Source organism: Streptomyces sp. NPDC021225, from assembly GCF_044332865.1.
GTDB lineage: Bacteria > Actinomycetota > Actinomycetes > Streptomycetales > Streptomycetaceae > Streptomyces.
This window is the reverse complement of the sequence record NZ_JBIRPV010000002.1, coordinates 675743-699954: the sequence shown is the minus strand read 5'-3', so window position 1 is coordinate 699954 and position 24212 is coordinate 675743. Positions and strand designations below refer to the sequence as shown.

The window sequence follows — 24212 nt, the reverse complement described above, 5'->3', positions numbered from 1 at the left end:
TCAGGCCGCGATGTCGAAGGCATCACAGGGTGTCGGCGCGAGCTCGAACCAGAGCAGCTTGCCGCTGACCCCGAACAGTTCGTCGGCGAGGGCGTAGCCGCCCCAGTTGTCCGCACAGATCCGCACGATGAGCAGCCCGCGCCCGTACGTGGCCTCGGTGTTCGCGGCGGCTTCGGCGAGGGCGGCCGAGCGGCCGAAGAGGGCCGGGGGCTTGTCGAAGGGCGGCGGGATGTCGGGGTTGGTGTCCCAGATGCTGACGCGGAGGCGGCCCTCTTCGACGGCGCGGATGCGCATTTCCGCCGGGCCGGTGGTGTGACGGTAGGCGTTGGCCACCATTTCCGACGTCACGAGCTCCGCTGGGTCCGTCAGTTCTCGCATACCGTGCCAGGCGAGTACGGCCCGCAGGGTGGTTCGGGCGATGGCGGCGGCACGGGGGTCGTGAGGCAGGCGGAGGGAGTATGACCAGGGGTTTTCCATCGCCCACATCCCTGGCCTGCTGCAGACCCCCGAGCATGCTCGGGAGATCTTCCGGCAGGCTGTGCCACAGCTGCCTCCTCCCGACGTGGAACACCGTGTCTCGCACCGCATCAAACGCCAGGCGATTCTGTATCGCGACAACCCCACGCCATATACGACGATCGTCCACGAAGCTGCTTTGCGCATGCGTTTCGGTGGCCCGGAAACCGCGCGAGGGCAGCTGCGGCACATCCTCGACATGAGCGAGCGCAAGCACATCAGGGTGCTGGTGATCCCCTTCGAGGCCGGATCGTTCCCGGGCTCGGGACAGTCCGTCTGCTACGCCACCGGGCCTGTCCCACAGCTGGACACGGTGCAGCTTGATGCGGAATATGGCTCCGAACTACTCGACGCCGCAGCGCAGTTGGAAAAGTACCGCGTCGTGCTGGACCGTATGGAGGCGGTCGCCCTCACGGAGCACGAGTCGCGTGACCTCATCCGGAACATCATCCGCACCCTGGAAGGTGAATGAGTTGTCCTCTCGCAATTGGCAAAAGTCCTCGTACAGCGCCGAAGGCAACGCCTGCCTCTACGTCTCCTCGACCGACGACGCCACCGTCCGGCTCCGCGAGAGCGACGAGCCCGACACCATCCTCACCACCACCCCCGCCGCCCTCCGCGCCCTCATACGCAGCGCCAAGGCAGGCCACCTCGACCACCTCCGCAGGACATGAGCATCGACCCTAAAACCCTCAGGCCGCGTACAGCTGACTTCGACGCCGTGCTGCGCCGGTGGAGCCGCAGCGACGGTGCCGAGGACCCCGCCGAACTGACCGACCGGTAGCTCAGCGCCCCTTGGGGAAGGCGGCGCGCAGTGCGGAGCCGCGGGTGAGGAAGGCGACGCGGATGATGGGCAGCATGCAGACGACCTGCGTCACGACGTACCACGGCGGGCAGACACCCGGGATCAGGTCGACGCCGATGATCGCGATCGGCATGATGACGGCGAGGGTGCTCACGCGCTCGAAGGCCCGTCGGGATCCCCGGGAAGCGGAGATGGCCATCCGGTAGATCAGCGCGGTGACGACCGGCAGCAGGACTGCCCGGACCCACATGAACGTGTTCACCATGTGCCCGCTGCTCGACACCACGACGACCGCCAGGAGGGCGACGGCGCTGAGCGCGCCGTAAACCTTGATGCTGCTCTTCGCCGTGTCGAGAGCCCCTTGGGCGCGGGGGTTGTCGAGGAGTGCCGCCTCGGTCGTGGTGTGCGTGTTGGTGTCCATGCTCACCGACGCTACGAAGCGCTTGGCCGAGGCGGTATGCGCCTGGACCCACAGCCGGGTGGGGCCAGACCCACTTCGCGGCCGATCCGGCGGGCGTCCGGCTCCGTGCGGTGCACAGTGGCAGCAGCGAGCCGTACCGGCCAGGTCGGCGCACCGTGTTGAAGGAGACGGAAGGGTCATGCGACAGGTGGTGTCGTGGGCGACTGACGCCTGCGTGGGGTTTGTGCGGGGGTGTGTCGTGGTGGTCGTCAGCATGCTGGTCCCGGCGGTGTGGGGGGCCGCCGTGACACTGGGGATCTGGTGGGGGGCGGGCAACCCGTGGTCGTGGGTCGCGCCGCTGGTGCTGGTGTGCGTGGGCACGCTCGGCCTGGCCCGCCCGGTGTGCCGGATGGTCCGCCATCTCGTCGCGCGGTGGACCGCCACCGTCGTCCCCGACGGATACCGGCAGGCCGGGCCGGTGACGCGGATGTCCACCGGGTACTGGTGGAACGGCTTCGGGTACGAGCGCACCAAGCGCGACGCCCTCCTGGACCAGAGGTGGCGGGTCCGGTGGAAGGACCCCGCCAACTGGCGCGACCTGCGGTTCACGGCGATCGCGCCGCTCACCGCGGGCCTGGTGGCGTCCCTTCCGCCGGCCGGGGTGGCCGCGGCGGTCCTCGGGCTCGGTTCGCTCGGCCAGGGCGAGTCGGGGCCCGCCGGGCGCGTCGTCGGGGCGCTCGGCCTGGTCGTGGCCCTCGCCGGGGCCCCGTACGCCTGGCGGCCCGTCGAACCGGTGGCCGTCCGCTTCCTGGGCCCGTCGCCCGCGATGGCGCTGGCGGACCGGGTGGACGAGCTGACCGCCCAGCGCGCGGACACGACGGTCGCGCAGGCCGCCGAGATCCGCCGGATCGAACGCGACCTGCACGACGGGGCGCAGGCACGCCTCGTCGCGCTCGGGCTCTCCCTGGCGACCGCGGAGAAGCTGATGGAGACCGACCCCGACCAGGCCAGGGCACTGATGAGGGAAGCGCGGGTCGGCGCCGCCACATCGCTGACCGAACTCCGCGACCTGGTCCAGGGAATCAACCCGCCGGTGCTGAACGACCGGGGGCTCGTCGATGCCGTGCGCGCCCTCGTCCTGGACAGCCCGCTCGAAGCGGCGGTCAGCGCCGACGTTCGGCTCAGCCTGGACCCGCCGATCGAGTCCGCCCTGTACTTCGGAACCACCGAACTGCTGACCAACGCGGTCAAGCACGCCCATGCGACCCGGGCGCGGATCTCCATCGCCCGGGACGACACCGCCATCGTCATCGATGTCGAGGACAACGGCCGGGGCGGGGCCCGCGTGCGGACCGACGGAGGGCTCGCGGGGCTGCGCCGCCGTCTCGCGGTCTTCGACGGCACCCTGGAGGTCACCAGCCCGGCGGGCGGCCCGACCCGCGCGAGGATGATGGTGCCGTGCGAATCGTTGTAGCCGAAGATCTCTACCTGCTGCGTGACGGGATGGTCCGCCTCATCGAGGCGTGCGGACACGAGGTGGTGGCGACGGCGGCCACCGGACCCGAGACGCTCGACGCGCTGCTGACATGGCGGCCGGATGTCGCCGTTGTCGACGTCCGCATGCCGCCGAGCCAGTCGGACGAGGGCCTGCGGGCGGCTCTCGCCGCCCGCCGCGAACTGCCCGGACTGCCGGTCCTCATCCTCTCCCAGTACGTCGAGCAGCTGTACGCCCGCGAGCTGCTGGCCGACGGCGCCGGTGGCATCGGCTACTTCCTCAAGGAGAGCGTCTTCGACGCCGATCAGTTCATCGACGCCCTGGAGCGCGTCGCCGCCGGCGGTACCGCCATGGACCCGGCCGTCATCGCCAAACTGCTGTCCAGCGGGGCCTCGAACCGACGGCTCGGAGGGCTCACCGAACGCGAATACTCCGTGCTCGGCCTCATGGCCGAAGGACTGTCCAACCAGGCCATCGGCCGGCGGCTGTTCCTCAGCGACAGCGCCATCAGCAAGTACACCACCTCCATGTTCGGCAAACTCGGCATCACCGACGACGACAGCAGCAACCGCCGCGTCCTCGCCGTGCTCACCTACCTGAACAAGCCCTGACGGCTTTGCCATCTCTTTACAACCCGCGCCGCCGCTGCCTCGTCTCTCCGCTCGATCCGTAACCCAGCCCGCCGGGTACCGGCCAGGCGGACCGACGAGAGAGAGCGATCAGATGCGCCGAACTGTCCTCAGTGCCGTGGCACTCGCGTGCACCGCTGTGCTGGCGAGCACCGGGCCCGCGTTCGCCGACGAGGCGACCCCGGTTCCCAAGCCCACCGTCAGCGCCGAACCGACCAAGACGCCGGCCCCCGCCGACCAGGCTCCGAGCATCGAACCGTCCAAGTCCCCCGCCACCGCCGTCCCGACCCCCCGCGACGAATCGGCCCAGAAGCGGGCCGAACCCCAGGTCCGCGCGGTGCCGAAGGGCGCGCCGAACACCGGGGTGGCGGAGGAGTCCTCGGGGTCCGGGGCCGAGGGCGCGCTGATCGGCGGGGGCGCCGCCGCGCTGCTGGCCGCTGGTGGCGCGGCCGTCTTCGTCGTACGCCGCCGGCGGGCCACCGGGGCATGACCCCCGTCTCCAGGCGCGCGTTCGCCACCGCGGCGATGGCTTCGCTGCTCGTGGGCTGTGGTGGCGGCAACCAGGCCCCGCGGACCCGGCAGACCACGGCCGGGCACCGCGAGAGCACGCCCCCGCCGTCCTCGACCCCCGTGAAGAGGGCGCGCGCCCTTGCGCGTTCGGCCCCGGTCAGGCTGCGGATCCCGGCCATCGGGGTGGACACCCCGGTCATGCGGCTGGGTTTGGCGGCGGACGGCACCGTGCAGGTGCCCCCGATCACGGCGCACGACCGGGCGGGCTGGTACCGGGACTCGCCGACACCGGGGCAGGTCGGCCCGTCGGTCATCCTCGGCCATGTCACGGTCGGCGCCTACGGGGATGGGGTCTTCCGTCACCTGTCGCGGCTGCACCGGGGCGACCGGATCGAGGCGCGCCTGGAGAACGGCACCGCGGCGGTGTTCGCCGTCAGCAGCGTACGGACGGTCGCCAAGGCGGACTTCCCGGCGGACGACGTCTACGGGAACGTGGACCGCCCGGAACTGCGGCTGATCACATGTGGTGGCCCTCGTAGCGGCAGTGTGTACCGCGACAACGTGATCGTCTTCGCCGCTCTGAGCCCCACCAGCCCCTGACCCACCCCCCACCGGATCCCGGGCCCGCGGAACGTACGCCGCCGGGCCCGGGATCCTCCCCTACGAGTGCCATCACGGCCATGGAGAGCGTTGAAACGGTCCCGTGACAAGGCGGCGTCCGAGCTGTTCGCCGCCTTCTACCCGCGCCTCGCCGGCTGGTGCCGCAGGCTCGTCGACGACGACGAGACGGCGCACGAGATCGCCTCGGAGGCGTTCACCCGGCTCTGGGCCCGGTGGACGTCCGTGGAGGAACCCCGCGGCTTCCTCTATGTCACCGCGGCAAACCTCGTCCGGGATCACTGGCGCAAGCTGGAGCGCGAGCGCAGGGCCCTGCGCCGGGTCACCGCCGAAGCCGCCGTCCGCCCCCACGCCGAACAGGGCGACCCGTCGGTGCGGCTGCTCGTGCAGTCGCTGCCGGAACGGCTGCGTGTCCCGATCCTGCTGCACTACTACGCTGACATGCCGGTCCGGGACGTGTCCGTACTGACCGGGCGCAAGGAAGGAACCGTCAAGGCCGACCTCCACGCGGCCCGCGAACTGCTCCGCGCCCACCTGAGGAGAAGCCTTGACCACACGCCTTGACGACGGCCCGGAGTTCGAGCCCGACGACCCTCTCGCGGTGATCCTCCGGCCCGCCTCCGACCGCCTCGCCCCGCCCCCCGGCCGATACGAGGCGATCCGCCGCACCGCGACCCGCCGTCGGGTGCTCCGCACGGCGGCCGGGGTCGGCGTGTCCTGTGCCGTCGCGGCCCTGGTCGCGCTGCCGCTCCACCTGGCGACGCGCGAGTCGCCCGCGCCCCCGTCGGTCCCCCTGGCCCCGCCGGCGAGCGGCCGTACCGCGTCCCCGGCCCCGTCGGCGACCCCCACCCCGTCGTCGTCGCCCGAACGCGTCACCCCCCGCCCCACCCAGCGGCCCCAGAGCAACACCCCCGGCACCACCGCCACCCCGAGCGGCCGGGCCGACCCCACCCGCGCACCGGTGCGGCCGACCACGCCGCTGGACCAGCCGACGAAGCGCCGGACCTCCACCCCCGCCGAACCGGAGCCCCGGTCGTAGGCGGGGCCTCCGTCCTCAGCCCAGGAACGCCGCGGTGGTCGCGGTGAACCGGTCCGCGTCGTCCAGCCAGGGATAGTGCCCCGCCCCCGGCTGCACGACGAGCGTGGCGTCGGGGAACAGCTCCGCGAACTCGGCCACCGACTCGGGAGGGCTGTTCAGGTCGTACTCACCGGCGAGCAGCAGGACGGGGGCCTCGCAGGCCGCGAGCGCCGCGCGAGTGGCCTCCGGGTCGAAGGCGCCCTCGGCCCCGAAAAGGGCGACGGCTTCCTTGTTGCTCGGCCGGGCGGCCGCATGGTGCTTCCGCGCCGCGGCGTCCCACCGGCCCCAGAAGAAGGGGGCGATGGCGTCCCCATCGCCGCCCCTGCCCTCGGTGATCGCCTCCAGGGCCGTGAACGCCGCCGGGAACCACGGCTCGTCCTTCCGCAGCCGCGCGAGCTCGCGCCGCGTCTCCCCGGTGATCGCTATGCCGACGGCTCGGGTGCTGGGGCCGATCAGGGCGAGCCTGCCGAGGCGCTTCGGGTGTCGGGCCGCGTATTGCGCCGCGATGTTCACGCCCGCGGAGTGCGCGAGCACGTCCATCCTGGCGAGCCCGAGGTGTGCGCGCAGCGCCTCGACGTCGTCGACCAGTCGGTCGCAGCGGTACGAGGAGACGTCCTCGGGGATCGCGGACCGGCCGGTGCCGCGAAGGTCGAGAACGATCAGCCGGCGGTGCGCGGACAGGCCGCCGAGATCGCCGAGGTAGCCGGCGTCCGTGGGACCCCCGGGGATGCAGACGACCGGGTCGCCGTCTCCGTGTACGCGGTAGGCGAGTTCGGTTCCGTCAGGTGCGGAGAAGGTGGGCATGGGTCGCACCCTGCCATGCCATAACCGAGTTATACAACCCGGTTATGGTGATGGCGCACCCGCACCCGCTCCCGGGTGTATAACCGTGGTGTGGCAGGTGAGGAGAGCACGGACCGGATCCCCGAGGCGCTGACCGAGGAACAGGCCGGGCGGATGCTCGCCGCCATGAACGAGGTCATCCGCGCGGGCGAGGAGATGCGGAAGCTGCGCGCCGAGATGATCAAAGTGCTGGTCGGCTTCGGCTGGACCCAGGACAGGATCGCCCGGCTCACCGACATGAGCCAGCCCGCCGTGTCCAAGCAGGTCGCGAAGTACAGGGCGGGGGACCCACCGCCCCCGGTGACGCTCTCCCTGGACCAGCGCGACATCTCATGGCTCGAAGGACGCCTATGGGGCCTCGCCGAGGAGATCTCCGAGACCTTCTACGACACCGCCCGCTGCACCCGCTACGTGAACGCCATCGCCCGGGGCAGGAAGCGCTTCACGCCCGAGAATGTCGACGAGCTGAGGCGCCTGGTCGAAGAGGACCTGCGGACGCATCAGCCGGAGCTGCCCAGCGGCTATCGGGCCGCGTACGACGAGATCAGCCGCGCCCTCGACCTCCCCTCGGGGGCCACCACCACCGCATCGGCCTCCGTACGCCGCGCCCTCGCCCACCAGATCCAGCGCGACCGGCTCCGGGACGGCGCCTGAGGCCGAGTGCGCCACACTGCCTGGTATGGACATCATGATCAGGCGGGCGCGGGACGAGGAGCTCGACGAAATCGGCGAGTTCACCGCGCGGGCGTACCTCGCGGACGGGCTGCTGGAATTCGACGAAAGCGGCTGGTATCAGGGCGAGCTGCGCGACGTCCGGCGGCGGGCCGAGCATGCGGAGGTCCTGGTCGCGGCCGACGCGGGGAGCGACGAGGTGCTGGGGGCGGTGGCCTTCACCGGGCACGGCGGGGCGTACACGGATCTGGCCCGCCCGGGCGAGGGCGAGTTCCGGATGCTGGCCGTGCGGCCGGAGGCACGGCGGCGGGGAGCGGCGGAGGCGCTGGTGCGGGCGTGCCTGGAGCGGGGGCTGGAGCTGGGCCTCGAACGGATCGTGATCTGTAGCCAGCAGAAGATGACCACCGCGCACCGGCTGTACGGGCGGCTGGGGTTCGTACGGGCCCCGGAGCGGGACTGGGAGCCGATACCGGGGATCACGCTGTGGGCGTTCACCGTTGAGCTGTAGCCGGGCAGGGGCTTCCGTGGCCTGCCGGCGGTTCGCCGCCGAGATGCCGCACACCGGGTTGGTCCGGGTCGCGGGGGCCGACCACATTCCCATGGAGAACGACGCCGCCGCAGTAGCGCGCGCTCTGGCGGACTTCTTCACGGCCTGACACCGAGGCCTCGGTTTGTGGTGAGTATGGGACAGCGACACGCCGTCGCGACGGCGTGTCGCTGTCCCATACTCACCACAACCGCACCCATGACGGTGTCATGGCGGGCCGAGCACGTCCGGGGTGACCAGGGCGCGGGCGGTGTCGGCGAAGTAGTCCTCGGGGGCCGCGTCGATCCGGCCGAGGATGACTCCCTGGCTGAGGCCGACCAGGAGCCCCCTGACCGCGGTGGCCAGGCGTTGTGCCTGGGGCGGCGTCACGGCGGAGCCGTCATGGGACCGGCCGGTGAAGAGCCCGGCCAGTCGCTCCTCGTGGGCGCGGACGGACGCGGCGAGCCTGGGCTGCAACTCGGGGTCGCGCAGGGCCAGGTCCTGCAAGCTGATCTCGAACGAGAGATGGCGCAGCGCGTCGGGGTCGTCGCACAGGCGGCGGTAGTGGCGGGCGAAGGCGTCGACCGCGTCGACGAGCGCGAGCTCGGCGGGGAGGAGCCGCTCCAAGCCCTCGTCGTGCGGGCCGAGGTGGTCCGCGACGAGCGCGATCAGCAGGCCGTTCTTGCTGCCGAAGAGGGAGTAGATCGCTCCGGTGGTCAACTCGGCCCGCTCGGCGATCTCTTCGAGCCTGGCCCGGTGGCCGTCTCTGGCGACGATGCCGCGCGCGGCGTCGAGGAGGGCCCGCCGGTTGCGCTGCTTGGCCTCCACCCTTGTCATTCTCATAATCTCATTATTACGGTAACTCCATTATGAATACAGGGGAGTATCTGAGCCGGGTCCCCGGCTCCACCGCGTTCCCGTCCGTCGACGCCATGCACGCCGAGCTGGATGCGTTAGCCGCCACCCACCCCGACCTGGTGCGACTGCGCCGCATCGGCACCTCGCGCCTGGGCGAACCGCTGCGCGCGCTGACCGTCGGCGACGGACCGGCGGACGCGGTGGTCATCGGCGGACCGCACCCCAACGAGCCGGTCGGCGGCCTCACCGTCAGCGCGTTGATCAAGCTGCTGTGCGAGGACCCCGAGCTGCGGGCGGAGCTCGGCCACCGCTGGCACTTCGTCCCGTGCGCGGACCCGGACGGCGCCAGGCTCAACGAGCCCTGGTACAGCAGGCCGGGCGACCGGCGCGGCTACGTCCGGCACTTCTTCCGCCCCGACCTGTCCGAACAGGTCGAGTGGACGTTTCCGCTGGCCGAAGGCGACTACCGCTTCGACCGCACGCTGCCGGAGACGGCGGCGCTGATGCGGCTCATGGACGAGGTGAGGCCGTCGCTGGTCTACTCCCTTCACAACGGCGAGTACCACGGCGCGTTCTTCTACCTCAACCGCGACAACCCGACGCTCGCCGAGCGGCTGGCCGAACTGCCAGGCGAGGAAGGCCTCCCGCTGCACCACGGCGAACCGGAACTGCCCGGCGCCAAGCCGATCGCCCCCGCCGTCTACCTGACTCCGTCCGGGGCCCACGTCGGCGCCGCCTTCGGCGCGGGCGGCAGCAGCGCTGACTACGCGGCCAGGTTCGGCGCGCTCCACCTCGTGGCCGAGGTGCCGTACTGGGCCGACGACCGCGTATCCGACCGAAGCGCCACCGACCGGCCGTACGGCGAGGTCGTCGCCGAGGCGGCGGTGGCGCGGCGCGAGCTGATCGAGACGCTGAAGGCGGCGATGCGGGCCGTCTCCGACGACCTGACCGTACCCTCGCCGTTCCGCCGCTCGACCGAGAGCACGCTGGAGACCTTCCGCAGGATGGCCGAACTGGAGGAATCCCGGCCCGGCCCTGGCCCCGGCCTCGGCCGCCCGGCCACCGTCGCCGAGGAGTTCAGCAGCCACCAGACCACACACCTACTGCGCCTTCGCCTCCTCGGCGTGTTCCTGCGCATGCTCGACGCCGAACTCGCCGCCGGAAACCTGACACCGGCGATCCGCGAGCAGCACCGCGCCCTCACCGAGCGTTTCGACCAGTGGTACGGCCAGGCCGAGGCGGACTCCCCCGGCCTGCCCGTCGAGCTCCGCAAGCTCGTCGCCGTACAGCTGGGCGCCGCCCTGATCGCCGCCTCGCACACGGCGGAGGGAGCCTCGCCGTCATGAACGGGCTGCCCTGTCTGTCGATCGGTGCCGGGCCGCCGCTGATCGTCCTGCTCTTCACGCCCGAGGCGGCCAACCCGACCGGACTGGCGCGCCGTTACCTGATGCGAACGGTCCGGCCCTACACCGAGCACTTCACCGTCCATGTCCTCAACCGGCCGCCCGGGCTGCCGCCCACCACGACGATGGCCGAGCTGGCCGACTGTTACGCCCACGCGCTCAAGGCCACCTTCACCGGCCCGGTGAACGTCCTGGGCCTGTCCAGCGGCGGCTCCGCGGCGCTCCAGCTCGCCGCCGACCGCCCCGAACTGGTCGCCCGCCTGGTCCTGGGCGGTACGGCCTGCACGCTCGGGCCGATCGGCAGGCGCGCCCAGCGCGCCTACATCGACCGCGCGCGGCGGGGCGAGCGCCCGAGCCCGGCCCTGGCCGAGTTGGTGACCGAGTCGACGGTCGGCCGCACCCTCGTCAGGGCGCTGGGATGGCTGGCCGACGGCCGGAAGGACCATACCGACGCCGCCACCATGCTGGGCGCCGAAGACGGCTTCGACCTGCGCGGGCGGCTGGACGACATCAAGGCCCCCACGCTTCTGATCCAGGGGGAGAAGGATGTGGTCTACCCGCTGGAGCTGGCCCGCCAGACGGTCGCGGGGATCCCCGGCGCCCGCCTGATCAGCTACCCGGGCAGGGGCCACGGCGCGACGTTCACCGACAGGCGGTTCGCCGCCGACGCGCTGGCCTTCCTCCTCGGCGGCTGACCGGCGGGACACGGTCGGCTCAGCCGGAGTTGTCGGCGTGGGTCAGGGTCTCCCAGGCCACGAAGAGATTGTTGGTGCCGGCCGGGCGCTGTTGCTCGGTGAGCTTCTGGGTGTTGTCCATGGGGTAGCCGAGGCGGTTGTGCAGGGCGTTGAACCCGACCTCGGTGACCGGCCCCAGCTTGTCCTTGAGCGTCCCGCCGCACAGCCAGGACGGCACGGACGCGCCGAGATCGTACTTGGACTGGAAGCCCAGCGCCTGGCGCAGGCGTTCGCCGACCTTCGGGTAGAGGTCCTCGCCCTGGATCCGGGAGGTCTCCGCCACGTGGGAGATCGCGGAGATGCCGTAGCCGGTGTGGGTGAGGTCCCGGCAGGTCTCCTGGGTCAGCCCGGTGACGAACGTGGACTGGCCCTGCCAGTACTTGACGATCTTGTCCTTGGTGTCCAGCCCGCTGCCCGGCACGGTCTTGGGCAGGGCGCCGTCCGACTCCAGGTAGACGTAGGCCTGGGTCCGGTTCAGATAGCGGGCGACCGCCTTGTCGTAGCTCGCGCGGTCGTCGAGGAAGACGGAGATGCCGACGGCGGCCTCCATCATGGACAGCTCCCAGTTGCCGTTGCTGTTCGAGCCGTTGATCACCTTGGGGAGGTAGACGTTGCGCAGCATGGTCGCGAAGCGGCTGACGTTCGGCCAGCCGGTGTAGGTGTAGCGGATGATCTCCGCCGCGCGCGGCCACACGGATCCGGCCCAGCCGGTCTGTAGGGGCGCGTTGCTGTTGGTGTGGTCTTTGATCGTGGCCGACCAGGCGTCCATGATCTCGATCGCCTTCTTCGCGTAGCGGTCGTCGCGGGTGACGTACCAGGCGAGCGCGTGGGTGTACGCGGCGATGGCGTCCTGCCGCTCGTCGGTGCACCCGTAGTTGGGGTCGGAGTACGGGCCGCACTCCACCACCGCGCGCGGCTTCGGCGTGTACGACAGCGAGCCGTACTTGCTCGCCATCATCGCGTCGTACGCCCCCTTCCAGGGCGCCGAGCCGGCCTGCACCTTGCCCCGGATGAAGTCGAGTTGGGAGCGGCCGACCAGGACTCCGGGGTGGGTGAACGCGGCGGGCGCGGCGGCCTTGTCGGCGGAGCGCGGTGCGGACGCCGTCTTCGCGGCCTGGGCCTGGGCCGGGCCGACGAGGGCACCGGCCAGGCAGGCGGCGGACAGGGCGGCGGCGGTGAGTGCGGGAATCCTTCGCCGGCGGGGGCTTCGCGGGTGGGTCGGTCGCTGAGCGGTCTCGCGCATGAGGGTTCTCCTCTCGGCGGCAGATGCCGGGGCATCTGTCTGTGGACCCGAATCCCAGTCACATACATGACAAGTGGGGGCGGAGGAGAAGCTAGGTATAGACCAAGCCTCCGTCAAGGGGTCGGACTTGACTCCGTTCGACAGTGGGTACCGGGGGAGCCCGGGGAGCGATTCCGAGGGCCGGACTACAGCAGGAGGCCGGACTACGCCGGCCAGCCGCGTTCGCGCAGGGCGGCGGTGAAGGCCGCGTACGACTCGTCGAGCGCGGCGCGCTCGGTCTCGTCCGGGTCGATGTCCCGGCCCGTACGGACCATCGCGGCGGCGCTCGCGGCCAGGTCGGGGTGGAGGGTGCCGGAGGCAGCGAGGAGCGCGGCGCCGAAGGCGGTTTCGGCGTGGTCGGCGACGCGCAGGGGCATGCCGAGGGCGGTGGCGCGGACGCGGGTCCACAGGGCGCTGCGGCTGCCGCCGCCCGCCGCCCACAGCGGCCCCTCGACGGGTACGCCCAGCTCCCGTACGCGCTCGATGGCGAGGCGTTCCAGGAAGGCGACGCCCTCCAGCTCGGCGCGGTGGCGGTCGGCCTCGTCGGCCGGGGTGCCGAGGACGAAGCCGCAGGCCTCGCCGCTGACGAACGGGAAGCGCTCGCCCTCGCGGCGCAAGGGGTAGGTCACCACGGAGGCGGGGCCGCGGGCGGCCGCGGCGCGGTCGAGGGCGGGGAGGCGGTCGGCGGGGACGTGCGCGAGGGCCTCGCCGCCGGTGTTGGAGGCGCCGCCCGGCAGCCACCAGCCGTCGGGGTGGCGGTGGCTGTAGAGCGCGCCGGTCGGGTCGTGGACCAGCTCGCGGGTGACGCCCTTGAGGACGTACGTGGTGCCGAGGACGCCCACGAACTGGCCGGGCCGGACGGCCCCGGTGGCGATCTGTCCGGCGCAGCCGTCCGTCATCCCCAGGCGGACGGAGCAGCCGACCGGCAGCCCGGTCTCGTGTGCCGCGGCCGCGCACACCGTGCCCACCTCGGTGGCGGGCGGCTGCACGGGCGGCAGCCACCCGGGCGGTACGCCGAGCGCGTCCAGGACCTCGGCGGGCCACTCGCCGAGGCGCGCGTCGTAGCCGCTCTTGAGGGCGTGGCTCCAGTCGGTGGCCACCGGGCCTCCGGTGAGCCGCCGGCCGATCAGGTCGGGGGTGTGGAGGAGCTTGCCGTCGTCGCCCTCCTCCTCCGCCGCCAGCCAGGCGATCCGGCCCAGGGCCGCCGTCGGGCCGACCGAGAGGCCGAGGGCCTGCCAGCGCGGGGCGCCGACGCGCTGGGCGCGGGCGTTGAGTTCGGCCGCGCGGCGGTCGTCGTACATCAGGGCCGGGCCGACCGGTTCGCCCGCGCCGTCGGCCAGGACGACCGTGCCCGAGGTCGCGGACGTGGCGACGGCCACCACCTCCCGGCCGCCCGACGGGAGCGCCGCGGTCGCCCGCCGCAGCGTGGCGGCGACGGCGGGCCACCAGGCCCGCGCGTCCTGCTCGCTGCGCCCGCCCGCGCCGCGCCGGGGCGGCGGCAGCGGCTCGCGCGTCTCCGCGCGGATCCGGCCCTGCGCGTCGACGCACACCACCCGGACCGCCGCCGTGGCGATGTCGATGCCTGCCACGACCTCCAGGGAGGGCGACGTTGTGCTCATAGCGGTCGGCTCCTTCGACGCGCGGCGCGGCCGTACAACGGTGGGCCTTGGGGGCTCCCCGGCGCGCCCAAGGCCCACCAGCCTCATGTGCGAAGTGAAGTTAACACGGGAGACGTTAAGAGCGCGCCCCCGCCACCCTCACATCCGTGCGCTCCCGCAGCTCCACCAGCAGCGCCGCGTCCACTCCGCCGTCCACCACCAGGTGGTCGAACTCGTCGACCGGGCAGAGGCGGTGCAGGGCGGTGCGCCTGGTCTTCGACGCGTCCATAAGGAGCACTTTTCGGCTTCCGGCCGCGAGCATCGCCCGCTTCACCAGCACCACGTCCTGCTCCTGGTGGTAGGTGGTGTGCGCGTCCACCGCCGAGGTGGAGACCAGCACCATGTCCACCGACAGCGCCTCGATCGCCGCCACACAGGGCACGCCGAGGAAGGAGTCGTGGGTGTGCGAGTACTCCCCGCCCAGGCCGATCAGCCGGGTCTGCTCCACCCCCGCGAACACCTCCACCACGCGCCGGGCGTTGGTCACCACGGTCAGCGGGGCGGCGTCGACGAGGAGCCGGGCCAGGGCGAGGGCGGTCGTGGAGTCGTCCAACATGATCGACATGCCGGGCTCGACCAGCTCCGCGGCGGCCGCGGCCACCGCCTCCTTCTCGGCCCGGTTCACGCCCATCCGGTAGTCCAGGCTGGACTCGAAGACCGACGACGGCAGCGCCGAGACCCCGCCCCGGAACTTGCGCACCACCCCGAGCCTGGCCAGCTCGTCCAGGTCCCGGTGCACGGTCATGAGGCTGACGCCGGCCAGCTCGGCGAGCTCGGCCGCGGTGGCGGTGGAGTGCGCCAGCACGTACTCGGTGATGGTCTGTCTGCGTGCGGCCTGGGAGCGGGGCGGGACGTCGGACGCGCCGGTCGTGGTCATGGGGCGGATTCTCCCCCACGGCCGGTGTACGCGTCCCCGGCGGGCGCGGCCCCCGTGGCCCCCGCGCTCGTGGCCGCCGCCCCCGTGGCCGCCGCGCTCGTGGCCACCGCCCCCGTGGCCCCCGCGCTCGTGGCCACCGCGCCCGTCGGTACGTTCAGCGAGCGCAGCGCCGTCCTCTCGCCTGCCACCTCGATCTCGCTCACCGCCGCGTTGTCCAGCCGCGGGAAGACCTGCCGGTAGCGGCCGACCGGGATGCCCAGCAGCGCGCACAGCGCCATCCGCAGCAGGGAGTTGTGCGCCACGACGAGCACCGTGCGGCCCGGGTGCGCGGCGGCCAGCCCGCGCAGGGCGGACGCGGCGCGGGCGGACGCGGCGCCCGGCGGTTCCGCGCCGGGGAAGGCGCCCGCTTCCGCGTCCGCCCGGAAGGCCCGTACGGCCGCCGGGTCCTCCGCCTCCATCTCGGCGATGGTGCGGCCCTCGCCCCAGCCGAAGTCGACCTCGCGCAGGTCCTCGACGATCTCGGGGACGAGCCCGAGCGCGTCCGCGGCCGGGCGCGCGGTGAGCCGGGCGCGGCTCAGCGGGGAGCAGGCCACCACGTTTACTTCGCGCCCCTTCACCCAATGGGCGAGCGCTTCCGCCTGCCGGAATCCCCGTTCCGTCAGGGCCACGTCCGAGATCCCGGCATACCGGTTCTCCGCGTGCCACACCGTCTCTCCATGGCGGACGAGCAGTAGGCGAGCCGTCACAGGACGCTTCCTCCCTTCGGCCCGCACGACGCGCGGGCCATTGCTTTGTCACGTCAACGATGTTAAATCTAGCGTCGCCTCTGTGATGGAACGCCGAAGAAAGGCCACCCATGCGTGTCCTCGCCGCCGGAGACCACTTCGTACGCCCCGACCTCATCATCGCCGCGCTCCGCGACGAGCCGGGGCTCGAGGACATCGACGTCGACGTCGCCGAGCTGACGCTGCCGTGGCCCCACGAGCCCTTCGGCCCGGTGGGCGGCCCGGCGAGCCGGGTGATCGAGGCCAGCGGCACCGAGGAGCAGCTGATCGAGGCGCTGGCCGGGGCCGAGGTGTGCGTGACGCAGATGGCGCCGTTCACCGCCGAGGTCTTCGCCGCCCGCCCCGAGCTGCGTATGGTCGCGGTCTCCCGCGGCGGCCCGGTCAACGTCGACCTGCCGGCCGCCACCCGCGCCGGCGTCGCCGTCAGCTTCGCGCCCGGCCGCAACGCCACCGCCGCCGCCGAGTTCGCGGTCGGCATGATGCTCGCCGCGATGCGCCGCATCCCGACGGCGGACGCCGAGCTGCGCGCCGGCCGCTGGCGCGGGGACTTCTACGCGTACGAGGAGGGCGGCATCGAGCTGGACGGCGCGACCGTCGGCCTGGTCGGCTACGGGGCCATCGGCCGGATCGTCGCCCGCGTGCTGCGCGCGTTCGGCGCCCGGGTGCTGATCGCCGACCCGTACACCGACCCCGAGACCGCCCGCGCGGACGGCGTCGTCCCGGTCGAGCTGGACGAACTCCTCGCCCGCTCCTCCGTGGTCAGCCTGCACGCCCGGCTCACCCCCGAGACCCAGGGGCTCATCGACGCCGACCGGATCGCCCGGATGCGGCCCGGCGCGGTGCTGGTGAACACCGCGCGCGGCGGCCTGCTCGACTACGCCCCGCTGCCCGAGGCGCTGCGCTCCGGCCGGCTCGGCGCCCTCGCCCTCGACGTGTACGACCTCGAACCGCCGCCCGCCGACTGGCCGCTGCACTCCGCGCCCAACGTCGTCACCACCCCGCACCTCGCCGGCGCCACCCGGCAGACCGCGCACCGCGCGGCCGCCATCACCGCCGCCGAGGTCGGCCGCTACGCCCGCGGCGAAAAGCTCGCCCACCCCGCGAACCAGCCCACGGGCTAGGAGGTGTCCGGCGGCAAGATCCGCCGGACAGGCCCAGCCCGGCCCCCGCACAACAGCCCCGCACAAACCCGCGCAGTCGACGCCCCCAAGGAGGGCCCACGTCATGAGCATCGTCCTCGGAGTCGACGTCGGCACCTCCGTCACCAAGGCCGTGGCCTTCGGCCGGGACGGCAGGTCCCTGGCGGCCGCCAGCCGTCCCAGCCGGCTCGACCGCCTGCCCGGCGGGCGGGTGGAGCAGGACCTGGAGGACGTGCTGCGCACGGTCGCCGAGGTGGTCCGCGAGGTGACCGCCGCCCTGGCCGCGAAGGGCCGGGAGGCCCCGGTGGCGCTCGCGCTCACCGGGCAGGGCGACGGGCTGTGGCTGCGCGACGCGGCGGGCCGCGCCGTGCGCCCGCCGATCTCCTGGATGGACGGCCGGGCGAACGACACCGTGGCCCGCTGGGGCGAGGACGGCACCATCCGCGACCTCTACCGGCTCACCGGCTCCGGGGTGTTCCCCGGCTGCCACGCGCCGCTGCTGCGCTGGCTGGCCGACCACGAGCCACAGGCCCTGGCGCGCGCGGAGGTCGCGGGCTACTGCGTGGACGCGGTGGCCCAGCGGCTCACCGGCGTCATCGGCGTGGACGCCTCGGACGCGTCCATGCCCTTCCTGGACGTGACCACACGCGCATACGTCCCCGATGCCCTGGAAGCGTGCGGAATCGCCGAATACGCCCGGCTGTTGCCGACGCCCGCCGCGCCCGGCACCGTCCTGCGGCTCGACGACGCGGGCGCGGAGCTGCTCGGGCTGCCGGCCGGACTGCCCGTCACGGCGGGCCCGTACGACCTCCCGGCCTGCGCGATCGGCAGCGGCGTGACGGAGGTGGGCGACGGGCTGCTGATCGTGGGCACCACGCTCGCCAGCCAGGTCCTCACCGACAGCGCGCGGATCGACCCGGCGGCCGACCCGGCGGGCATGTGGCTGTGCACGCCCGACCGGGACCGCTGGCTGCGCGGCATGCCCGCCATGGTGGGCACGGCGGCCCTGGAGTGGGTCCTGGAGTTCACCGGGGCGACCACCGCGGATCTGGAGACGCTGCTCGCCGACAGCCCGCCGGGGGCGCGCGGGGTCACCGCGCTGCCCTTCCTGTCGGACGCGGGCGAGCGCGCCCCGTTCGTGGAGCCCGCCGCGCGGGGCCGGTTGGACGGCCTGACCCTGGCCACGACCCGCGCGGACGCCGTCCGGGCCGCCTGCGAGGCCGTGGCGTACGCGGCACGCCACTGCCTGGAGGCCGCGGGGCTGAGCGCGACGCTCGCGGCCTGCGGGGGCGGCACCCGGTCCGCCGCCTGGACCCAGCTGTTCGCGGACGTCCTGGGGCGGCCGGTGCGGATCCCGGACGAGCCCGAGGTGGGGGCGCGCGGCGCGGTCGCGGTCGCCTGGCGCGCGTTGGGCGACCCGGTGGACGCGGCACAATGGCGAGCCGATTCGCGTACTGTCGTACCCGACGCGGAGCGCGCCGAGGCATACGAGCGCGGCTACGCGGACTACCGGGCCAGGCTGGCCCGTACCCTCGCGGAGTGGCGGGCAACGGCGCCCGCTTAAAGGCGACCCGGCGCCGCGCCGGGCCCGGCGCAGGCCCTTGCCGGGCCCCTGCCGGGCTCGCGCCCGACCGTCCGCGCCGGACCCGCACCGGGGCCGCGCCGGGGCCGTACCGGCCCCCTGCCGGCCTCTGCCGGGCCACCTCGGGGCACCTCGGGGCACGCCCCAGGGCCCGCGTCAGGCCTGTCTCGGGCCTGCGTCAGGCCTGTGCCAAGCGCGCGCCAAGACCGCGCCAAGTCCGGCACTGAATAGCACATTCGTACGAAACACTCCACCTCGCGACACAACATGTGGGGGCGCGTGCGCTCGCCACCACAAGATGTATGCTCATGCTCGCTGTCGCCGCAGGGGAATCCGGTGCGAATCCGGAACTGTCCCGCAACGGTGTACGCGTACGCTTTTGCGTACCCGCGAGTCCGAGGACCTGCCGACAGCCGTCTCATACGTCCGGGCCCCGCGGGTTGGGCCGATGGACGCTGTGCGGTATGCCCTTGGCGGTTTCGGCATGCCCGCACGCGCCCATCGCGTACCACCCGCCCGGCCCCCAGCCGAGCGAGGGAGAACACTTCAGTGACCATCGCGCCAGCCGATCCGGTTTCAGAGGCAGCGGCTACTCAGGCAGCGGACGACGCGCCCGGGACCGCCCTGCTGCGGACCCTGACGGAGCTCACCGCCGACCTGCCCGCCACCGACCCCGGCAAGGTCGCGGCCGCCGCCCTGCGCGGCCGCCATCCCGGCTCGGACGAGGCGGAGTTGCGCACCCTCGCGACCGAGGCGGCGGCCGGTCTGATCGCCGAAGAACCCGAGTACTCGAAGCTCGCCGCGCGGCTGCTGACCCTCGCCATCGCGGAGGAGGCGGCCGGGCAGGGCGCGGTCTCCTTCTCCGCCTCGGTGGCCGTGGGCCACCGCGAGGGCCTGATCGCGGACGGCACGGCCGAGTTCGTGACCGCCCACGCCGCCCGCCTGGACGCGCTGGTCGAGCGGGCGCTGGCCGACGGCGCCGACGACCGCTTCGGCTACTTCGGGCTGCGCACCCTCCACAGCCGCTATCTGCTCCGCCACCCGATCACCCGCCAGGTGATCGAGACCCCGCAGCACTTCCTGCTGCGGGTGGCCTGCGGGCTGGCCGAGGACCACTCGGAGCGGGCGCTGGACGACGTCGCCGAGCTGTACCGGCTCACCAGCACACTGTCCTACCTGCCCAGCTCCCCCACGCTGTTCAACTCCGGCACCCGCCACCCGCAGATGTCGTCCTGCTATCTGCTGGACTCGCCGCTGGACGAGCTGGACTCGATCTACAACCGCTACCACCAGGTCGCGCGGCTCTCCAAGCACGCGGGCGGCATCGGCCTGTCCTACTCGCGCATCCGCGCCCGCGGTTCGCTGATCCGCGGCACCAACGGCCACTCCAACGGCATCGTGCCGTTCCTGCGCACCCTCGACGCCTCCGTCGCCGCCGTCAACCAGGGCGGCCGGCGCAAGGGCGCGGCCTGTGTGTACCTGGAGACCTGGCACGCGGACATCGAGGAGTTCCTGGAGCTTCGGGACAACACGGGCGAAGAGGCCCGCCGCACCCACAACCTCAACATCGCGCACTGGATCCCGGACGAGTTCATGCGCCGGGTGGAGGCCGACGCCGACTGGTCGCTGTTCTCGCCGGTCGACGCGCCCGCGCTGGTCGACCTGTGGGGCGAGGAGTTCGACGCCGCGTACCGGAAGGCCGAGGCGGACGGGCTGGCCGTCAAGACCGTCCCGGCGCGCCAGCTGTACGCCCGGATGATGCGCACCCTCGCGCAGACCGGCAACGGCTGGATGACCTTCAAGGACGCCGCCAACCGCACCGCCAACCAGACCGCCGAGCCCGGCCGGGTCGTGCACTCCTCCAACCTGTGCACCGAGATCCTGGAGGTCACGGACGACGGCGAGACGGCCGTGTGCAATCTGGGCTCGGTCAACCTGGCCGCGCACCTGGGCAAAGACGGCGGCGCCGGGGAAGAAGTAATGGACTGGGAGCGGCTGGACGCGACCGTCCGCACCGCCGTCACCTTCCTCGACCGCGTGGTGGACATCAACTTCTACCCGACCGAGGAGGCCGGGGCGTCCAACTCCCGCTGGCGCCCGGTGGGCCTGGGCCTGATGGGCCTCCAGGACGTCTTCTTCCGGCTGCGGCTGCCCTTCGACTCGCCCGAGGCGCAAGCGCTGTCCACCCAGATCTCCGAGCGCATCATGCTCGCGGCGTACGAGGCGTCCTGCGCCCTCGCCGAGCGCCACGGCCCGCACCCGGCCTGGTCCGCCACCCGCACCGCGCGCGGTGTGCTGCACCCGGACCACTACACGGACGCGGTGGCGACCTGGCCCGAGCGGTGGGCAGCGCTGCGCGAGCGGATGGCCAAGTCCGGGATGCGGAACTCGCTCCTCCTGGCCATCGCGCCGACCGCCACCATCGCCTCGATCGCGGGCGTCTACGAGTGCATCGAGCCGCAGGTCTCCAACCTCTTCAAGCGCGAGACGCTCAGTGGTGAGTTCCTCCAGGTCAACTCCTACCTGGTGAACGACCTGAAGAAGCTCGGCGTGTGGGACGCCCAGAGCCGTGAGGCGCTGCGCGAGTCCAACGGCTCGGTCGAGGACTTCTCCTGGGTGCCCGAGGACGTACGCCGGCTGTACCGGACGGCGTGGGAGATCCCGCAGCGCGCCCTGATCGACATGGCCGCCGCCCGCACCCCGTACCTCGACCAGAGCCAGTCGCTGAACCTCTTCATGGCCTCGCCCACCATCGGCAAGCTCAGCTCGATGTACGCGTACGCCTGGAAGCGCGGCATCAAGACCACGTACTACCTGCGCTCGCGCCCGGCGACCCGGATCGCCCAGTCGGCCCGCGCGGCCGCCCCCGCCACCGTGCCCATCCCCACTCAGCAGGCGCCCGTCGACCCCGAGGTCATCGCCTGCTCCCTGGAGAACCCCGAGTCCTGCGAGGCCTGCCAGTGACCACCGCCCCCGAACGCGTCAAGAACCTCCTGGACCCCGGGTTCGAGCTGACCCTGCGGCCGATGCGGTACCCGGACTTCTACGACCGCTACCGCGACGCGATCAAGAACACCTGGACCGTGGAGGAGGTCGACCTCCACTCGGACGTGGCCGACCTCGCCAAGCTCTCCCCCGGCGAGCAGCACCTGATCGGCCGCCTGGTCGCCTTCTTCGCGACCGGTGACTCGATCGTGGCGAACAACCTGGTGCTCACCCTCTACAAGCACATCAACTCGCCCGAGGCGCGGCTGTATCTGTCCCGGCAGCTGTTCGAGGAGGCCGTGCACGTCCAGTTCTATCTGACGCTGCTGGACACCTACCTCCCCGACCCGGACGACCGGGCCGCCGCGTTCGCCGCGGTGGAGAACATCCCGTCGATCAGGGAGAAGGCGGAGTTCTGCTTCCGCTGGATCGACTCGGTCGACAAGATCGACCGGCTGGAGACCAAGGAGGAGCGCCGCCGCTTCCTCCTCAACCTGATCTGCTTCGCGGCGTGCATCGAGGGCCTGTTCTTCTACGGCGCCTTCGCGTACGTCTACTGGTTCCGCTCCCGCGGCCTGCTGCACGGCCTGGCGACGGGCACCAACTGGGTGTTCCGCGACGAGACCATGCACATGAACTTCGCGTTCCAGGTGGTGGACACGGTCCGCGAGGAGGAGCCCGAGCTCTTCGACGACGAACTCCAGCAGCAGGTCACCGACATGCTGCGGGAGGCCGTCGAGGCCGAGCTCCAGTTCGCCCGCGACCTGTGCGGCGACGGGCTGCCGGGTATGAACACCGAGTCGATGCGCGAGTATCTGGAGTGCGTCGCCGACCAGCGGCTCGCCCGGCTGGGCTTCGCCCCGGTCTACGGCTCGGAGAACCCGTTCTCCTTCATGGAGCTTCAGAACGTCCAGGAGCTGACCAACTTCTTCGAGCGCCGCGCCTCCGCGTACCAGGTGGCGGTCGAGGGCTCGGTCTCCTTCGACGACGACTTCTGAGCCGCTTCTGATGCAAACCCGGCATACGGCGCGGCGCCCCTGGGATCTCCCGGGGGCGCCGCGCCGTATGTATGCCCTGTCGGGCGTCAGTCGTTGGGCACCGTCTCGTAGCGCGGCGTGCCCTCCGCCATCTGCCGCAGCGCGTCCTTACGGTCGCGCTTGGAGAGGCGGTCGATGTAGAGACGGCCATAGAGGTGGTCCGTCTCGTGCTGGAGGCAGCGCGCGAAGTAGCCGGTGCCCTGGACCGCGATCGGCTTGCCCTGGGCGTCCTGGCCGCGCACCACCGCGTAGTCGGGGCGGGCCAGCGCGGCGTAGGCGGTGGGCACCGACAGACAGCCCTCGTTGGAGTCGTCCAGCACCCGGCGGTCGGCCGGGAGCTCGTCCAGCACCGGGTTGCAGACCACGCCCACATGGCGGACGCCGTCGTCGTCCGGGCAGTCGTAGACGAAGACCTTCAGGTCGACGCCGATCTGGTTGGCGGCCAGGCCCACGCCCTCGGCCGCCTTCTGGCTGGCGAACATGTCGTCGATCAGCGCGGCCAGCTTGTCGTCGAACTCGGTGACGTCCTGGCACTCCTTGTGCAGCACCGGATTGCCGACGACCGTGATCGGGCGGGCCGTGCCGCGCTCGCGATACGCGCGCTCGCGCTCCTCACAGTCCTCCGTGTCCACGATGAACTCGTCGTCCACCCGCTGCTCAGTCCCTTGCTGCGCCATCGTCCGCCGCACGCCTTCCTCAAAACCGCCACTCGTCGCCCTACAGGGTAACGGCCGCACCCCAGGTCGTAAGGCCCGCGACGGATGAGCGGGTATGTCAGCAGACCTCTTCCAGGTCCCGCCACTCACGGGTGTCCGGGCTGTCCGCGACCCAGCCGTCCAGCAGCCCCCGCACCAGCCCGCTCGGCGCGGCGATCCCGCACTCCCGCTCCGCCACCCACAGCGAGCCCGAGCCCGCCATGCGGTGCCCCAGCGGGCCGGGCTGGCCGGGCTCGCTGTGGTCGTGCGGGTCCAGGTGCTCGCCCTCGCCCTCGTCGCTGGGCATCCGGCTCTCCGAGCAGGAGCGGCACAGCAGCCGCACCGAGGACGACCAGTCCTCGGCGGCGAAGCCCGCGTCCGCCGCGAGCCGCTCCAGGGCGTCCCGGTCGGCCTCCGTCGCGGCCTCCAGCAGCACCACCCAGGTCGGCACCGGGGACGGCGCCCACAGCTCGATCTCGTCGAAGACCGGATACGCGGGGCCGGCGGAGGTGACGCGCTCGCCGTGCGGAACGCCGTCGTGCAGCACCACCTCGCCCCAGCGCCGCCCGGAGGACGGCAGCGGGATGGACAGCACCTCGATCCGGGCCGGGTCGAGCCGGCGGCCCCAGACGACCTCGGACTCGCCCTCCGGCGACAGCCGCACGGCCGCGCTGCCCAGCTCCATGCCCAGCGGCTCACCGGACGCGGAGGCCTCGCCCGGCACCTTCAGGCCGTACGCCTGCCAGGCGCGGCGCGCCAGCGGCCAGTCCTGGAGAGCGGTGGCGGCGATCCCCACGTTCCACCAGTCCGGGGCGCCGGTCTCGCGGTCCAGCAGCGCGACCGCGCGCAACCCCGCCGCGCGCGCCTGCTCCCAGTCGTGCCGGAACTTGTGCAGCAGCGCCAGGTTGAACCAGGACTCCGACAGCCACGGTTCCAGGTCGGCGGCGCGGGTCAGCAGAGCTCCCGCGTCCTCGTACCGGCCGTCTCCGATGAGCGTGAACGCGCGGTCCGTGGCCTGCCGCCATGACGCGGACGGCCGGTGCCGCACCTTGCCGAAGATCTTCACCATTCCCGCCTGCCGGTAT

At 72.5% G+C, this 24212-nt stretch carries 26 protein-coding genes, 1 pseudogene and 1 riboswitch; of the genes and pseudogenes, 17 read left to right on the top strand and 10 right to left on the bottom strand.

What is annotated here, in order from left to right:
• The gene (locus tag ACH4S9_RS11320; RefSeq protein WP_398371247.1) at nt 1–486 is read right to left on the bottom strand and encodes an ATP-binding protein; all 486 of its coding nucleotides are present in this window, start codon (nt 484–486) and stop codon (nt 1–3) included.
• Between ACH4S9_RS11320 and ACH4S9_RS11315 the strand changes: the two are divergent.
• Nucleotides 479–988 (top strand): annotated as a pseudogene (locus tag ACH4S9_RS11315) (DUF5753 domain-containing protein); the annotation flags it as partial. The gene ACH4S9_RS11320 and the pseudogene ACH4S9_RS11315 sit on opposite strands and share 8 nt — an antisense overlap.
• Nucleotides 981–1190, top strand: coding sequence for a DUF397 domain-containing protein (locus ACH4S9_RS11310; RefSeq protein ID WP_394816874.1), 210 nt, complete (start codon nt 981–983; stop codon nt 1188–1190). The pseudogene ACH4S9_RS11315 and the gene ACH4S9_RS11310, both read left to right, overlap by 8 nt.
• A gap of 111 nt (nt 1191–1301) precedes the next feature.
• Here ACH4S9_RS11310 and ACH4S9_RS11305 read toward each other — a convergent pair whose 3' ends face one another.
• Entirely contained in the window at nt 1302–1742 is a 441-nt protein-coding gene (locus tag ACH4S9_RS11305; RefSeq protein WP_311729790.1) for a hypothetical protein, read from the bottom strand.
• Between the two features lie 178 nt (nt 1743–1920).
• On the opposite strand from ACH4S9_RS11305, the gene ACH4S9_RS11300 reads away from it, so the two are divergent.
• The 6 genes from ACH4S9_RS11300 to ACH4S9_RS11275 all read left to right on the top strand — a co-directional run bounded on the left by ACH4S9_RS11300 (nt 1921) and on the right by ACH4S9_RS11275 (nt 6012).
• Entirely contained in the window at nt 1921–3195 is a 1275-nt protein-coding gene (locus ACH4S9_RS11300; protein WP_311729789.1) for a histidine kinase, read from the top strand.
• Complete coding sequence (locus ACH4S9_RS11295) at nt 3180–3827, top strand: response regulator transcription factor (protein WP_311729788.1); 648 nt, start codon at nt 3180–3182, stop codon at nt 3825–3827. Before ACH4S9_RS11300 ends, ACH4S9_RS11295 begins: the two co-directional genes overlap by 16 nt.
• A gap of 112 nt (nt 3828–3939) precedes the next feature.
• Nucleotides 3940–4335, top strand: coding sequence for a sortase-dependent protein (locus ACH4S9_RS11290; RefSeq protein WP_311729787.1), 396 nt, complete (start codon nt 3940–3942; stop codon nt 4333–4335).
• Nucleotides 4332–4955, top strand: coding sequence for a class F sortase (locus tag ACH4S9_RS11285; RefSeq protein WP_398371243.1), 624 nt, complete (start codon nt 4332–4334; stop codon nt 4953–4955). The genes ACH4S9_RS11290 and ACH4S9_RS11285 overlap by 4 nt, the downstream gene beginning before the upstream one ends.
• 90 nt (nt 4956–5045) lie before the next feature.
• A complete protein-coding gene (locus ACH4S9_RS11280; RefSeq protein WP_311729785.1) occupies nt 5046–5537 on the top strand; it encodes an RNA polymerase sigma factor in 492 nt (163 codons plus the stop codon).
• Nucleotides 5521–6012 (top strand): hypothetical protein, encoded by a 492-nt coding sequence (locus ACH4S9_RS11275; protein WP_398371241.1) that lies wholly within the window; start codon nt 5521–5523, stop codon nt 6010–6012. Before ACH4S9_RS11280 ends, ACH4S9_RS11275 begins: the two co-directional genes overlap by 17 nt.
• Before the next feature lie 15 nt (nt 6013–6027).
• Here the strand turns inward: ACH4S9_RS11275 and ACH4S9_RS11270 are convergent, their stop codons facing one another.
• On the bottom strand, nt 6028–6855 hold the full coding sequence (locus ACH4S9_RS11270) for an alpha/beta fold hydrolase (protein ID WP_398371239.1): 828 nt from the start codon (nt 6853–6855) through the stop codon (nt 6028–6030).
• A 90-nt stretch (nt 6856–6945) separates the two neighbouring features.
• Here ACH4S9_RS11270 and ACH4S9_RS11265 point away from each other — a divergent pair, with 90 nt between their 5' ends.
• The 3 genes from ACH4S9_RS11265 to ACH4S9_RS11255 are packed head-to-tail and all read left to right on the top strand — an operon-like array spanning nt 6946 to nt 8222.
• Entirely contained in the window at nt 6946–7548 is a 603-nt protein-coding gene (locus tag ACH4S9_RS11265; RefSeq protein ID WP_398371237.1) for a sigma-70 family RNA polymerase sigma factor, read from the top strand.
• Between the two features lie 25 nt (nt 7549–7573).
• Entirely contained in the window at nt 7574–8074 is a 501-nt protein-coding gene (locus ACH4S9_RS11260; protein ID WP_398371235.1) for a GNAT family N-acetyltransferase, read from the top strand.
• Nucleotides 8075–8090: 16 nt separating this feature from the next.
• Nucleotides 8091–8222, top strand: a complete 132-nt coding sequence (locus ACH4S9_RS11255; RefSeq protein ID WP_398371233.1) for a hypothetical protein — start codon at nt 8091–8093, stop codon at nt 8220–8222.
• Nucleotides 8223–8320: 98 nt separating this feature from the next.
• On the opposite strand, the gene ACH4S9_RS11250 is transcribed toward ACH4S9_RS11255, so the two are convergent.
• Nucleotides 8321–8929 carry a TetR/AcrR family transcriptional regulator gene (locus ACH4S9_RS11250; protein ID WP_398371831.1) on the bottom strand — a complete coding sequence of 203 codons (609 nt, stop codon included), beginning with the start codon at nt 8927–8929 and terminating at the stop codon, nt 8321–8323.
• 32 nt (nt 8930–8961) lie between these two features.
• On the opposite strand from ACH4S9_RS11250, the gene ACH4S9_RS11245 reads away from it, so the two are divergent.
• Together ACH4S9_RS11245 and ACH4S9_RS11240 are read left to right on the top strand one after the other, a co-directional pair.
• The gene (locus tag ACH4S9_RS11245; protein WP_398371231.1) at nt 8962–10296 is read left to right on the top strand and encodes a M14 family zinc carboxypeptidase; all 1335 of its coding nucleotides are present in this window, start codon (nt 8962–8964) and stop codon (nt 10294–10296) included.
• The gene (locus tag ACH4S9_RS11240; RefSeq protein ID WP_398371229.1) at nt 10293–11048 is read left to right on the top strand and encodes an alpha/beta fold hydrolase; all 756 of its coding nucleotides are present in this window, start codon (nt 10293–10295) and stop codon (nt 11046–11048) included. Before ACH4S9_RS11245 ends, ACH4S9_RS11240 begins: the two co-directional genes overlap by 4 nt.
• A 19-nt stretch (nt 11049–11067) precedes the next feature.
• On the opposite strand, the gene ACH4S9_RS11235 is transcribed toward ACH4S9_RS11240, so the two are convergent.
• The 4 genes from ACH4S9_RS11235 to ACH4S9_RS11220 all read right to left on the bottom strand — a co-directional run bounded on the left by ACH4S9_RS11235 (nt 11068) and on the right by ACH4S9_RS11220 (nt 15650).
• Nucleotides 11068–12330 carry an alginate lyase family protein gene (locus ACH4S9_RS11235; protein WP_398371227.1) on the bottom strand — a complete coding sequence of 421 codons (1263 nt, stop codon included), beginning with the start codon at nt 12328–12330 and terminating at the stop codon, nt 11068–11070.
• Nucleotides 12331–12533: 203 nt separating this feature from the next.
• Nucleotides 12534–13988, bottom strand: a complete 1455-nt coding sequence (locus ACH4S9_RS11230) for an FGGY-family carbohydrate kinase (RefSeq protein ID WP_398371225.1) — start codon at nt 13986–13988, stop codon at nt 12534–12536.
• Between the two features lie 115 nt (nt 13989–14103).
• Nucleotides 14104–14904: a DeoR/GlpR family DNA-binding transcription regulator gene (locus ACH4S9_RS11225; RefSeq protein WP_311729770.1), complete on the bottom strand. Its 801-nt coding sequence runs from the start codon at nt 14902–14904 to the stop codon at nt 14104–14106.
• Nucleotides 14901–15650 (bottom strand): histidine phosphatase family protein, encoded by a 750-nt coding sequence (locus ACH4S9_RS11220; RefSeq protein ID WP_398371223.1) that lies wholly within the window; start codon nt 15648–15650, stop codon nt 14901–14903. The genes ACH4S9_RS11225 and ACH4S9_RS11220 overlap by 4 nt, the downstream gene beginning before the upstream one ends.
• Nucleotides 15651–15760: 110 nt before the next feature.
• On the opposite strand from ACH4S9_RS11220, the gene ACH4S9_RS11215 reads away from it, so the two are divergent.
• The 4 genes from ACH4S9_RS11215 to ACH4S9_RS11200 all read left to right on the top strand — a co-directional run bounded on the left by ACH4S9_RS11215 (nt 15761) and on the right by ACH4S9_RS11200 (nt 22393).
• Complete coding sequence (locus tag ACH4S9_RS11215; protein WP_311729768.1) at nt 15761–16810, top strand: 2-hydroxyacid dehydrogenase; 1050 nt, start codon at nt 15761–15763, stop codon at nt 16808–16810.
• Nucleotides 16811–16913: 103 nt separating this feature from the next.
• Nucleotides 16914–18392, top strand: coding sequence for an FGGY family carbohydrate kinase (locus tag ACH4S9_RS11210; RefSeq protein WP_398371220.1), 1479 nt, complete (start codon nt 16914–16916; stop codon nt 18390–18392).
• Nucleotides 18393–18705: 313 nt separating this feature from the next.
• A riboswitch (cobalamin riboswitch) is annotated at nt 18706–18836 on the top strand.
• A gap of 123 nt (nt 18837–18959) precedes the next feature.
• On the top strand, nt 18960–21374 hold the full coding sequence (locus tag ACH4S9_RS11205) for a ribonucleoside-diphosphate reductase subunit alpha (protein ID WP_361183303.1): 2415 nt from the start codon (nt 18960–18962) through the stop codon (nt 21372–21374).
• A 62-nt stretch (nt 21375–21436) separates the two neighbouring features.
• On the top strand, nt 21437–22393 hold the full coding sequence (locus ACH4S9_RS11200) for a ribonucleotide-diphosphate reductase subunit beta (protein WP_311729857.1): 957 nt from the start codon (nt 21437–21439) through the stop codon (nt 22391–22393).
• An 86-nt stretch (nt 22394–22479) separates the two neighbouring features.
• Here the strand turns inward: ACH4S9_RS11200 and def are convergent, their stop codons facing one another.
• Nucleotides 22480–23109, bottom strand: coding sequence for a peptide deformylase (gene def / locus ACH4S9_RS11195; protein ID WP_311729765.1), 630 nt, complete (start codon nt 23107–23109; stop codon nt 22480–22482).
• Between the two features lie 97 nt (nt 23110–23206).
• Nucleotides 23207–24193 (bottom strand): tetratricopeptide repeat domain-containing protein, encoded by a 987-nt coding sequence (locus ACH4S9_RS11190; RefSeq protein WP_043486837.1) that lies wholly within the window; start codon nt 24191–24193, stop codon nt 23207–23209.
• Nucleotides 24194–24212 lie beyond the last annotated feature (19 nt).